At 71.0% G+C, this 12,486-nt stretch carries 8 protein-coding genes and 1 pseudogene; 4 read left to right on the forward strand and 5 right to left on the reverse strand.

Annotated elements, in window-relative coordinates; all coding sequences use genetic code 11:
* The first annotated feature begins 78 nt into the window (after positions 1-78).
* The 4 genes from P1P75_RS33895 (at position 79) to P1P75_RS33910 (ending at position 3,283) form a co-directional block, all read left to right on the forward strand.
* A complete protein-coding gene (locus tag P1P75_RS33895; protein ID WP_319262775.1) occupies positions 79-2,001 on the forward strand; it encodes a hypothetical protein in 1,923 nt (640 codons plus the stop codon).
* Positions 2,002-2,008: 7 nt separating this feature from the next.
* The gene (locus P1P75_RS33900) at positions 2,009-2,320 is read left to right on the forward strand and encodes a hypothetical protein (protein WP_319262777.1); all 312 of its coding nucleotides are present in this window, start codon (positions 2,009-2,011) and stop codon (positions 2,318-2,320) included.
* 31 nt (positions 2,321-2,351) lie between these two features.
* Entirely contained in the window at positions 2,352-2,525 is a 174-nt protein-coding gene (locus tag P1P75_RS33905; protein ID WP_319262789.1) for a 2Fe-2S iron-sulfur cluster binding domain-containing protein, read from the forward strand.
* Between the two features lie 68 nt (positions 2,526-2,593).
* Positions 2,594-3,283, forward strand: coding sequence for a TetR/AcrR family transcriptional regulator (locus P1P75_RS33910; RefSeq protein WP_319262779.1), 690 nt, complete (start codon positions 2,594-2,596; stop codon positions 3,281-3,283).
* Between the two features lie 6 nt (positions 3,284-3,289).
* Here the strand turns inward: P1P75_RS33910 and P1P75_RS33915 are convergent, their stop codons facing one another.
* From P1P75_RS33915 to P1P75_RS33935, 5 genes and pseudogenes are all read right to left on the reverse strand, one after another.
* Complete coding sequence (locus tag P1P75_RS33915) at positions 3,290-3,646, reverse strand: 5-carboxymethyl-2-hydroxymuconate Delta-isomerase (protein WP_319262781.1); 357 nt, start codon at positions 3,644-3,646, stop codon at positions 3,290-3,292.
* Positions 3,647-3,763: 117 nt separating this feature from the next.
* Positions 3,764-4,091, reverse strand: a pseudogene (locus P1P75_RS33920) (two-component system response regulator); the annotation flags it as partial.
* Between the two features lie 71 nt (positions 4,092-4,162).
* Positions 4,163-9,565: a pullulanase-type alpha-1,6-glucosidase gene (gene pulA, locus P1P75_RS33925; RefSeq protein ID WP_319262783.1), complete on the reverse strand. Its 5,403-nt coding sequence runs from the start codon at positions 9,563-9,565 to the stop codon at positions 4,163-4,165.
* Positions 9,566-9,727: 162 nt separating this feature from the next.
* A complete protein-coding gene (locus tag P1P75_RS33930; RefSeq protein WP_319262785.1) occupies positions 9,728-11,101 on the reverse strand; it encodes an alpha-amylase family protein in 1,374 nt (457 codons plus the stop codon).
* A gap of 492 nt (positions 11,102-11,593) precedes the next feature.
* Positions 11,594-12,196 (reverse strand): class I SAM-dependent methyltransferase, encoded by a 603-nt coding sequence (locus P1P75_RS33935; RefSeq protein WP_319262787.1) that lies wholly within the window; start codon positions 12,194-12,196, stop codon positions 11,594-11,596.
* Between the last annotated feature and the right edge of the window lie 290 nt (positions 12,197-12,486).

Genomic DNA, 12,486 nt, shown 5'->3' on the forward strand with positions numbered 1-12,486 from the left:
CTCCCGCCCTCCCGCCGGAGTGGGCCGCGAGCGCCGCGGCCGGGGTGACCATCCCCCGGCTCAGTCGTTCTGCTGGACGTGCAGTCACAGGATGTCGCCCCGCGCCCCGCACCCGGTTCCGCCGCAGACCGGACCGTCGACGTCGAGCAGGCCGAGGCCGCGCTCGTCGAGCACTACCCGCGTCTGGTCCGGCTCGCCTATCTGGTGCTGCCGCCCCGCCTCAGCCGCGGCAGGCGCGTCCTCACCGCCCACGCCCTCGTCCAGCGCGCGCTGCCCCGCCGCCGCACCTCGGCCCCCGCCATCCCCGCCCAGTCCACCGCCCGCGACGGCGACCCCGGCTACGCCTACGTCCGCCTCCAGGTCGTGCGTACGGCGCTGGAGGCCGGCCTGCCGCTGCGCCGCCGGGCCCTGCCCCGGCGGGCCCAACTGCCGCCGCTGCTCCCGCAGGTGTGGGGGCTGCGCCTCTTCCCGCGCTCCGGCGGCGCCGACGAACTCGCCCTGGACCAGCGGCTGTCCGCGCTCTCCGGCCCGGCCCGTGCCGCCTATGCCCTGCGCGGTCTGGAGAACCTCCCCGACGGCGATGTGCGCGAGGTGCTGACCGAGGCCGGCGTCGACGCCGCGGACGCCGCCCTGCGGGAGGCAGACACGGTCGCCGCGCGGTACGCGCTGCTCGACTCCCCCGAGTTCGACCCCTGCTCGCTCCAGGTCCGCCCCACCGACCTGATGCGACGGCGCCAGCACACCAAGGCGGCGCTCGCCGCCGCCGCCGCACTCGCCGTGTGCGGCACCCTCTTCGCGCTGCCCGGCGACGGCTGGGGACCCGACGGTGCGGCCGCCCCGGCGTACGCGCGCAACCCGGCGGCCGAGGCCGCCCTCGACCCCGGGCGGCTGGTGAGGATCTCCCCCGCCGCCTGGAAGACCTCCGCGCGCACCGACTTCTCCGTCTGGCCCGCGCGCGGCGGCCTCACCGGCGACGACGCGCTGCTGCGCCGCGCCCTCGCCGTCTGGGCCCGCCCCGGCGACCGGGTCCGCGTCTCGTCCACGCCCGGCACCCCGTCCGGCGGCCCCGCGGGACCTCCCCAGTTGCTGTACGCGGGCGATGTCGCCACGGCCCGCGTGGTCATCCTGTACGACGGCCTGCGCATCGCCCGCTACGCCGAACCGAAGGACGGCACGGCGGGGGCGGCGCTGGACTTCGCGCGGGTGGACGGCGCGACCGGCGCCGAGGCGGCCGCGGTGGTCCTGGACCGGGCCGACGGCAACGTCCGCTATCTCACGGCACCCTGGGTGTCGAAGGCGGCCGAGCGGGACCTGTCGAAGCCAGGCGCGGGAATGATGGACCTGAGCCTGGCCGAGGGCATCACCTCGCCGCTGTCCAGCCCGGCCACCCGCGCCGGCGCCTGCACCACGTGGAACGTGCTCCAGGTGACCGACGCCTCCGGGTCGTATCTGCTGAGCGACCTCGGTGAGCTGGTGCCCGCCCGGCTGACCGCGGGCCGGCCCACCTCGCCGAAGGAGGCGACGGGCGCGGAGGCGCTGCGTACCTGGGCGCCGTTCGCCTGCTCGCTGGGCGAGGTCCGGGCGCAGGGCGTGCGGACGGTCAACGCCTGGGCGTACGCGCGTCAGCCGCTGCCCGACTCCGGCGGACAGGCCGGGTGGGTGTGCACGCGCGCCGACACCTGGCGGGGCGACGGGAGCCGGGTGCTGGCCCAGTTCCACACGCCGGGCGGACTGTTCGGGGCGGTCACGGCGCAGGCCGGGGACGTTCCCGCCTGCGGTCCGCGTGATCCGCATGTGCTGGCCGGGGTGCTGTGGAAGTCGGAGGCGGGCACCTGGTACCTGCTCGCCGCCGGTGACAAGGACACCGAGTCGGTGCGCACGACGGGCGGGGTGCGCGCGTCCGGGAAGGGCAGCCGGCTGGCCGTACCGACGCAGCAGGGCACGCAGGCCGGGCTGGAGGGAACGCTGGAGGGCGGCCGGACGATCAGGGGCCTCCGCTGAGGAGCCGTTGGTTCGGCAGTACTCGCTGTGCGGGGACGCGGCGGACACCGCGTCACCGCCGGAGGAGGTCGTGCAGCCCGGGGCGGGGCGGGTGACGGTGGTAGCCGAGGACGAGGACGGGCGGCCCGGCCTGGACGCGCTGTTCGCTGAACTGTCCGGCAGGGCCGCGGTCTGCTGCTGCGGGCCGGAGCGGTTCCTGGCGGCCGTGGCGCAGCGGGTGCCGGACGTCCGGTCCGAGCGGTTCGCCGCCGGGGTGGTGAACGGCGGCGCCTTCGAGTGGAACTGCGGCGCAGCGGCACGATGTCGACGGTCGGGGTGACTTCTCCGGGCCGGCGGCGGCGCGGGCCGAGCTGCCGGACACGGCGTACTCGTGCGAGCAGGGCTTCTGCGGGACCTGCCGGCAGCGGGTGCTGAAGGGCGAGGTGGAGCGCCGGGACGTGTGTCTGACCGACGCGGAGCGTGGCGACTCGATGCTGATCCGTGGGTCCCGGGCCCGGAGTGACCGTCTGGTGCTCGACGTGTGAGGACGCCGTACGCACACCAGGGTCGGTCCGGTCCGTTCGCGTCCGGATTCGATCGGTAAGGTGTTCGTATGACTACCGGGGTTCGCCGCCGCATGGGCGTGGAGGAGCGGCGGCAGCAGTTGATCGGCGTCGCTCTCGAACTGTTCGCCCGCCGGTCCCCCGACGAGGTCTCCATCGACGAGATAGCGGCGGCGGCGGGCATCTCGCGACCGCTCGTCTATCACTACTTCCCCGGTAAACTCAGCCTGTACGAGGCCGCGCTGAAGCGGGCCTCGGAGGATCTGGCGAGCCGGTTCGCCGAACCGCACGAGGGGCCGCTGGGGTCCCGGCTGCTGCGGGTGATGCGCCGGTACTTCGACTTCGTCGACGCCCACGGCCCCGGCTTCTCGGCCCTGATGCGGGGCGGCCCGGCGGTCGGCTCCTCCACCACGAACGCGCTCGTCGACTCCGTGCGCCAGGCCGCCTACGAGCAGATCCTGTCGCATCTGGAGGTCACCGAGGCGCCCGTGCGGCTCGAACTGATCGTCCGTTCCTGGATCTCGCTCGCCGAGTCGACCGCGCTGATCTGGCTGGACGGGCGGCGCATCCCGCGCGAGGAGCTGGAGGTCAAGCTCGTGCGCGACTTCGCCGCCCTGACCGCCGTCACCGCCGCCTACGACGAGGAGCTGCGGGCCCTGCTGCGGCCGGTCCTGGGCGGGGAACCGGCCGACGGCCCCTTCGGCGACCTGGTCACCCGGCTCATCGCCCTGGCGTCCTGAGCGGGTTCAGCCCTCGTACTTGCGGTACGAGGGGTCGAGGTCGCGTACCTCGGCGGAGGCGTGCACGGCCAGTTCCGCCGTCGGCTTGACGTGCTGGCGCAGCAGTTCGAGGACGGCCTCGGTGAGCTGGGCCTTGGTCTCCTCGGTGCGGCCGGCCAGCAGGGCGATGTGGACGTGCACGAGGGCGTGGCCCTCGGTGTCGGCGCCGACGGTGACGTCCTCGGTGCGGCGGAACCGCGTCTTGCAGGCCGGCGGCTTGGCGGCGGCGATCTCGACCACGGCCTCGTGCAGCGCGGTGGCGAAGCCGGGCCGGTCGAAGTCGTCGGCGAGACGGTCGGAGTAGTCGACGGTGATCTGCGGCATGGGGACCCCTTCTGGACGGCCCGGTGGCGGGCGGCGAAGGCCAGCCTATTGCGCGAGCCGCATCGCCGGCATGGCGATGTCGTCCTCCCGTGCGCGGCCGAACAGGTCGAGCAGGGTGTCCAGTCCCTGGCAGCGGTCCGCCGGGGCGAGCGTGGCGGCGGAGAAGTGCACGACGGGCGGCCCGGCCATGTGCGGGCGGGCCTTGATCCGGCGGCACAGGTCGAAGCCGCTCATGTCGGGCAGGTCGACGTCGACGAGGGCCACATCGGGCAGGGTGCCCGCCGCGCAGCCGTGCGTCGAGTTCGGCGAGTGCCGTGCGGCCGGTGGTGGCCGTGACGACCTGGTGGCCGGCGCGGCGCAGCCGGTTGCCCGGGGCGAACCGGCCGGCCGTGGAGTCGTCCACGGCCAGTACGGTCACCTCGGTCCGCCTGCCGTTGGCGCCCATCGCCTCGACTCCCGGACACACCGGTGGAGCAGACCCGGTTCGGGGTCTGCTCCACGAAGGTGGTGCGATGGTCAGGAAGTGCGGGTGAAAACGGCGACGGTTCGTGCCGGAACGGTGAAGGTGCCGGTCGGCGCCGCATAGTCCGCGGACTTGACGGTGGGGTCGGTTCCGGCGGCCTGCACGGGGTGCAGGCGGTATCCGGTCCCGGCCAGGGAGCCGACCCGCTGGCGCTGTGCGTCGGGCGTCGCGTTGAACACGACGACCAGATCGCCGAGTTCCATGGTGATCACGCCGGGTGTCTCGTCCTTGCCCGACAGCGGGAAGGAGAGCGCCGACTGCACCTGGGCGGCCGTACCGAGGGAGAACTCCTTCTGCGTCGTACGGATCCTCAGCAGGTCCTGATAGGCGGCGGAGGTGCCGTCGATCTGGGCGCAGCCGACGCCGACCTTGGTCAACAAAGGCTTGGCGTAGGGCCACTTGGCGGCGTTGTCGGCGGCCGGGGGCAGTCCGCCGGCGAAGCCGTTGCCGTCGGCGCAGTTCCAGTGGATCGCGTTGAACCAGTCTCCGCTGTCGTAGGAGTTGCGGTCGAGGGACTTGGAGCGCAGCAGGTCGGTGCCGGCCTGGGAGAGCGCCGGGCCCTGGGAGAGGGTGGCCGTGGCCATCGCCAGGACCTGCATGCGGGCCCGCTCGGCGGCGGAGGTGTCCGCCGGCAGTTTGAAGGCGAGGGCGTCGAACAGCGACTCGTTGTCGTGGGCGTCGGCGTAGGCGAGGGCGTCGCCGGGGGCGTCCGCGTAGCCGGCCGGGGCGCCGTTGTAGTCGACCTGTGCGCCGGTGACGTCCTTGCCGTCGGTGTCGGTGAAGCGGTAGGCGGCGAGGTTGCCGCTCAGCCCGACCTTGATGAGGTCCTGGTAGTGCAGCAGGCGGGCCTTCTGCTCCGCCGGAGTTCCGTTGCCGGTGGAGGAGTTGGGGTCGGTGTAGAGACCGGAGGCGAAGCCCTGGACGCCGGGGTCCTCGTCGAAGGGGCCGCCGCCGCGGACGGCGTCACGGGCCCGGTCGGAGAAGGTGGCGATGCCCGTCCCGGCCATGTTCTTCTGCGTGGCCTGGACGAAGCGGGCGTCGTCGGCGACCTCGCCGAAGTTCCAGCCCTCGCCGTACAGAATGATCTTCTTGCCGTCGACGCCGTCCCTGGCGAGGGTGAGTGCGTCGAGCGCCTTCCTGACGGCGAGGATGTTGGCCTTGGGGTGGTGGCCCATGAGGTCGAAGCGGAACCCGTCGACCTTGTACTCCTTGGCCCAGGTGACGAGGGAGTCGACGACCAGCTTGCCCATCATGGCGTTCTCGGTGGCCGTGTTGGCGCAGCAGGTGCTGTTGGCGACCGAGCCGTCGGCGAGGAGGCGCTGGTAGTAGCCGGGCACGACCTTGTCGAGCACGCTGGTGGAGGCCTGTCCTGCGGCGGCGGTGTGGTTGTAGACGACGTCCATGACGACGCGCAGGCCGTCCTGGTTCAGCGCCTTGACCATCTCGCGGAACTCGACGGTACGGGCGGTGCCGTCGGGGTCGCTCGCGTAGGAGCCCTCGGGGACCGTGTAGTGGTAGGGGTCGTACCCCCAGTTGTAGGCGTCCTTGGCGGCGGCCTTGGCCACGCACTCCTGCTGCTTGTCGGAGTCGGCGGGGAAGGAGGCGAGGTCGCAGTCGACGGTCGCCTGGTCGGCCTTCTTCTCGGGGATGGTGGCGATGTCGAAGGCGGGCAGGAGGTGGACGTAGGAGGTGCCCGACTTCGCCAGCTCGCGCAGGTGCTTCGAGCCGTCGCTGTCGCGGTCGGTGAAGGCGAGGTAGGTGCCGGGGTCGGCGGCCGTCGGGTCGGCCACCGAGAAGTCCCGGACGTGCAGTTCCTGGATCTGGGCGTCCTTGAGGGGGACGGCGGCGGGCTTGGCCAGCTTCGACCAGCCCTTGGGCGCCAGGGACTTGTCCGCCAGGTCGACGACCAGGCTGCGCTCGGAGTTCGCGGTCAGGGCGACGGAGTAGGGATCGGTGACCTTGTTGGTGACGATCTGGCGGACGCTGGGCGCCCACACCGTGACGGCGTACCGGTAGGGCTTGTTCTTCCAGGACCTGGGGCCGGTCACGGACCAGACGCCGGTGGCGTCGTCGCGCTTCATCCCGACTGTGGAGCCGTCGAGTTCCAGGGTCACCTTCTGCGCGGTGGGCGCCCAGACGGCCAGGGTGGGACGGCCGTCGCGGAACGTCGGGCCGAGGTGGGCCTTCGTCGCGCCCGCGTAGAGGTCGTCGAGGACGCCCGCGGTCTGTACGCCGGTCGCCGCGAGGACGGCCCCGTTCACGGCCCGCTGGGAGGCGACGACCTGCCCGCGGAGTGCCTCGCGGACGCGGTCGCGGTCACGCGGGTCGACGGTCCAGGCGGTGTGACCCTTCAGGTGCGGGAACTTCGCCTTCTGGCCGTCGGTGAGCGTGCTCTTCGCGAGCCGCAGCCAGCGCTGGTCGGCGCCGGTGAGCGCACCGTCCTTCGCCGCGACCGAGCCGGTGCGCGAGTACAGCAGTTGGGTGGAGGCGGCCGCGTCGGAGCCGTTCCAGGCGACGGTGTTCCGGTCGATCCAGACCGCCTTGGAGGTGGTCAGGTCGAGGGCCGCGGCGGAGCCGGCGGGCTGCGGCAGGAGGTACTTCTCCTGGCCGTCGAGGAGCCACACCTCGTGGCCGCTCGCCGTGAGGTCCAGCGACTGGTCGGTGGGGAGGTCCTTCTCGTCGCCCTTGTGGAGGATGTAGCTGAGGCTGGTGGCGCCCTCGGCGAGAGGCACCTCGAAGACGGCGCCGTAGCTGTCGGTGCGCACCGGCTTCAGCGGGTTCGACCACTCGGTGGGGTTCGCGGCGCCCGTCCAGGTGTGCAGGCCCCAGCCCTCGTAGGCGCCGTCGGCCCGGTGGTGGTGCAGGACGGCCTTGCTCCTGTCCTGCGCGGGCTGCTCGGGCCGCTCGGTGAGGACGGTCTCCTTGCCCTGCTCGATCCAGATCTCGCCGCTCTTCGTGACGTCGATGGTGCGGTCCGCGGAGACGTCCTTGTTGCCCTGCCCGTCGATGACGAGGAAGCCGACGCCGGTCGCGCCGGGCTTGAGCTTGACGTAGGCGAAGGCGCCGTACGCGTCACGGCCGGTGAAGGGGTGGCTGTCGGGCCAGTTCGTCGACTCGCCCTCGGCGAGGTCTCCCCAGGCGTACAGGCCCCAGTTCGCGTAGTCGCCGTCGGTGCGCTTGTAGTGGACGACCGCGTAGTCGCGGGAGGAGGCGGTGGGGGTCTCGGGCACCGGCGGGGTGCCGGTGGCCGAGGCGGCGGTAGCGCTCGCCGTGCGCCCGGCCGAGTCGATCACGACGGCCTTGTAGCGCAGGGCCGTCTGTGCCGGTACGTCCTCACCGATGACCTGCGTGACCTTGTACGGGGCGTGGTCGGCGGAGCCGAGGGTCCTCCACGGGCCGTTGCCGACCTGCGCGGCGAAGACGACGCGGTTGAGCCCGCCGCCGTCCACGTCGGCGCTCAGCTCGACGGTGCCGGTGGCTCCGGCGGCCGGGGCCTCGAGGGAGACGGTCGGCCTGGTGGCCGGGGCGGTGGGCTTTCCGGCCGCCTTGAGGACGATCGCGGCGCCCGCCGGGACGGTGACGGTGATCTTCTTGTCGGCGTCCGAGGTGACCTTGGCGTCCGTGCCGTAGAGGCCGTCGAAGCGCATGCCCGCCGAACCGGTGGCGAAGGTCGCCTGCTTGGACTCGCTCGCGTTGTTGAAGGCGACGAGGTACTCGGTGCCGCTCTTGACGTCGGTGCGGGAGAAGGCGTAGACGCCGGCGCCGTCGGCCGCGTACCGCTCGGTCTGGATGCCGTCGGTCAGGGCCGGGTTGGCCTTGCGGAGCTGGGAGAGGGCGCTGATCTGCCGGTAGAGCGGGGCGCGGGTGTTGTAGGCGTCACCGGCGTGGGTGCGGTCGGTGCCGATCTGGTCGTCGTCCAGGTAGTCGGCGGTGCGGGAGGCGAACAGGGTCTGGCGGGCGTCCTTGTCGCCGCCCGCGCCGGTGAAGCCCTGCTCGTCGCCGTAGTAGACGACGGGGTTGCCGCGGCTGAGGAACATCAGCTCGTTGGCGAGCCGGTCCTTGGCGAGGAGTTCGGCGTCCGTGGCCTTGGGGTTGTCCTGGTTCAGGAAGTGGCCGAGGCGGCCCATGTCGTGGTTGCCGAGGAAGGTGACCTGCTCGTAGGCGTTGGCCTTGTCGGTGGTGTACCGGTAGTCGTCACCGAAGACGGAGGCCAGTCTCTTCGCGCTGCCGCCCTGGGAGGCGTACTGGCGGGCCGCCTCCTGGAAGGGGAAGTCGAGGGTGGCGTCGAGGCGGCCCTGGGTGACGTACGGGGAGGTGACGGCGGTGTCGGCGGAGTAGACCTCGCCGAACATGAAGAAGTCGTCGCGGCCCCGCTTCGCCGCGTAGGCGTCGAGGGCGGTGGCCCACTGGGTCCAGAACTCCATGTTCACGTGCTTGACGGTGTCGATGCGGAAACCGTCGACGCCGAAGTCACGCACCCAGCGCTGGTAGATCTTCTCCATGCCCTGGACGACCTCGGGACGCTCGGTCCACAGGTCGTCGAGACCGGAGAAGTCTCCGTACGCCGAACTCTCGCCGGCGAAGGTGGAGTCGCCCCGGTTGTGGTACATCGTGGGGTCGTTGAGCCAGGAGGGAACCTTGAGGTTCCTCTTCGCCGACGGCACGGTGGGCGTGCGGGGGAACGAGTCGGCGTCGGCGTCGGGGAAGTCGCCGGTGCCCGCGTGGTCGGCGTCGTCGAAGGGCTCGCCGTCCTCGGTCAGGTACGGGAAGGCGCCCTTGGCGAGGTAGCCGTAGGACTTCTCCTCGTAGTCGATGACGTCGGCGGTGTGGTTGGTGATGACGTCGAAGAAGACCTTCATCCCCTTGGCGTGCGCCTTGTCGATGAGGGTTTCGAGGTCCGCGTTGGTGCCGAAGTGCGGGTCGACCTGGGTGAAGTCGGTTATCCAGTAACCGTGGTAACCGGCCGACGCGTCGTTTCCGCTGCCCTGGACGGGCTGGTTCTTGAAGATGGGCGCCATCCACAGGGCGGTGGTGCCGAGGCCCTTGATGTAGTCGAGGCGCTGGGTCAGGCCCTTCAGGTCGCCGCCCTGGTAGAAGCCCTTGTCGGTGGGGTCGTAGCCGGTGGCGAGGCGGGAACCGGTCAGCCCGCCCCGGTCGTTCTTCGCGTCGCCGTTGGCGAAACGGTCCGGCAGGACGAAGTAGAACTGCTCGCGGGTGAGGTCGTGCCGGGCGGCGGTCTTCGCGAGCGCCGCGTCGGAGGGCGGCGGGGGCGGGGTGGCGGCGTCGGCCGCGAGGGGCTGCACGAGGGCGGCCGCGAGGGCGGCCGCGGTGACCGCGGCGACCCGTCCGGCACGGGTGGTGCGGCGCGTCCCGGGCGCCGGCCATCTCGGTGTCACAGGTGTGAACTCCTTGCGATTACGGCTCATTGGGTCCGACCCCTGCGCCACGGGACGGCTGTGTCGCCGGGCGCCGGCGCGACCGTATCCCCGACGAAAGGCTTACAGCAAGGGTCGTGAAAGTAACAGAAAGAAATTTCAACGACCCTTGCTGTCAGGCGGTCAGCAGCTCGACTTGCCCGCGTAGATCGCCAGCGCCGTGTTCGCGCCCAGGGTGGCGGTGAACTGCCCGTTCGAACCGACCGTCACCGTCGTGTTGTTCTGCACGTTGCAGTACGTCCCGGCGGGCAGCGAGGTCTGGTAGGTACGGCTCAGGGAACCGCTTTCGTGGTTGATCGCGACGTAGCCCTTGGAGCCGCGGCCGAAGGCGATGGCATCGCCCCCGTTGTCCCACCAGTTGGTGACCGACTGGCCGCGGGTGGCGTTGCGGAAGGCGACCATGCGCTGGATCTCGGGCCAGGCGTGCTGGCACTTCCAGCCGTTCTGCCAACAGGCACCGACGCTGCCCCCGTTGGGCGGACCGGCGTCCGTGTCGGAGAACTCGTAGCCGGAGTTGATGTCCGGGGCGCCGTACGGGTAGGCGAGCATGAAGACGTTGGCGAGGGTGTAGTTGGCGTTGTCCTTGTAGCTGAGCGTGGAGCCGTTGCGCTCGGTGTCGTGGTTGTCGACGAAGACGCCGGAGACGGAGCTGCTCATGTAGCCCCAGCCCTCGCCGTAGTTCTTCAGGTAGGCGAGGTTCTCGTTGTTGAAGACCCGCTTGAGGTCGTAGGCGTAGCGGAACTCCTGGACGTCCCCGTTGCCCGTGTACTCGGTGGGCTGCACGGCCTCGCCGCTGCCGTAAATGGCCTCCTGCTTCCAGTAGGCGTTCGGGTTCGTCAGCCGGGACTTGATGTCGGCGAGGTCGGCGGTGTCGATGTGCTTGGCCGCGTCGATGCGGAAGCCGTCGACGCCGAGGGTGAGCAGGTCGTTCATGTACCCGGCGATCGCGGAACGGACGTAACCCTCAGCCGTGTCCAGGTCGGAGAGGCCTACCAGTTCGCAGCGCTGGACGTTCCAGCGGTCGTTGTAGTTGCTGATCTGGGAGGTGCAGTCGTCGAAGTCGTGCGAGGAGTACAGGCCGGGGTAGTTGTACTTCGTGTACGACGAGCCGCCGGTGCCGGTGCCGCTGCCCGCGGACATGTGGTTGACGACCGTGTCGACGACGACCTTCACGCCCGCCGCATGGCAGGTGTTCACCATGTTCTGGAAGGCCGTACGGTCGCCGAGGCGCCCCGCGATCTTGTAGCTGACCGGCTGGTACGACGTCCACCACTGCGCGCCCCGTATGTGCTCGGCGGGCGGTGAGACCTGCACGTATCCGTAGCCGGCGGGGCCGAGGGTGTTGGTGCACTCCTTGGCGACGGAGGCGAAGTTCCACTCGAAGAGGACGGCGGTGACGTCCTTGACGCCGGGCGGGGAGGCCTGCGCCAACGACGGGGTCATGACAAGGGCGGCGGCGGAGAGGGCCAGCGCCCCGGAGAGGGTTCTGCGTGCCATGTGGGGTTCCTTCGACATTGAAGGTTCTTGCTGAAAGATTCCCGCAATCTTGCGGTGACGCAGATGTTAGAGGCCCGTCGCCTGAAAGGGCAGCGGGCCGTGTGAAGTTGATGCAAGAAGTTTCGGGGGGCCGTCATGGGGTCCTGGTGAACGACACCGTCGTGTCCGTTGGGGCCTTCGCCTCGCCGTCCGCTGGGGCCGTTGGCGACGCACACTGGTCCCGGCCCCGGTCCCGGTACGGATCAGGGTCGGCCGCTCACCGGACATCCCCCAGGCTCAGCTCGGCGCAGCAGTGCTTGCCCGAGACCCTCGCGCCGGGATCCGAGCAGGCCGTACCCCCAGCGGTGACGCGAAGGCGTCGACAAGGCGCGGCCCGCGCCCGCTCTCCGCGGCGGCGTCCACAGCGCGCGACTCCAGAACCCGGTGGCGTGCCCTGTTTCCACCTGTGCGCCACAGGAAGTAAGGACTACGCCAGGGCGCGACTCACGGTGGTCAGTTCAGGGAGCCCGGGGTGCGGGCGACCAGGACGAACTCGTTGTACGGAAAGGCCTTGCCCACCGCCCGGGAGAACGGGAACGAGTACGTGCGCTCGATGGTCAGGCCGACCTTCTCGGCGTGGGCGCGGAGGCCCTCGAAGTCGACGAAGCGGACATGGGTGGCGTCGGTCTTGTAGCCGGACTCCTGCGGCGTGATCAGGACGACCGAGCCGCCCGGCTTCACCAGCGGCAGGTACTGCTCCAGGATCGAGTTACCCAGGGCCTCGTCCATGTGCTCCAGTACATGGGCGCACAGCAGGCTGTCGAAGGAGCCAGGGCCGCAGTCGGCAGCCTCGGCGAGCTCGTCCGGCGTGTACGCGGTGAGGCCGCGCTCACGGCACGTGAGAACCGAGGTCTCGTTGTGGTCGACGCCCACGCTGTCCGGGCCGCAGTTCAGCAGGTTCCGTCCGATGCCGCAGCCGACGTCAAGGACCCGGCCCAGGCCCAGCCGCTTCAGGTTCCACCGGTAGGGGGCCTGAGTGGGCAACAGCCGCTTGATCCCCGAGGTCTCCAGCCGGGCGAGCCGCTGGGTGTAGTCGGAGGATTCAGTGCCGGACATTCAACGACCGCCTTCCACCACGCCGTGTGGTCTTGGTCACGAGGCTATGTCATGACGGGAGAACCGGTAAAGGTTCCGAGGGCGCGTCCCGGCAGCAACATCCGACCGCCTCAATCCTCCTCAATTGATCGCCTGCTCAACGCCGTCAGGGCCTGCCGCCCCGTATCCGGGCGGCAGGCCCTGCGCTGCGTACGCCGTCAGGTCCGTCAGGCTCATCAGGTCCGTCAGGTCCGTCAGGTCCGTCAGGCTCGTCAGACCGTCGTGAACCACACCGTCGTGTCCGCCGGCAC

Origin of the sequence: Streptomyces sp. ID05-39B (genome assembly GCF_033794725.1) — a bacterium.
GTDB classification, from domain to species: Bacteria; Actinomycetota; Actinomycetes; order Streptomycetales; family Streptomycetaceae; genus Streptomyces; species Streptomyces bobili.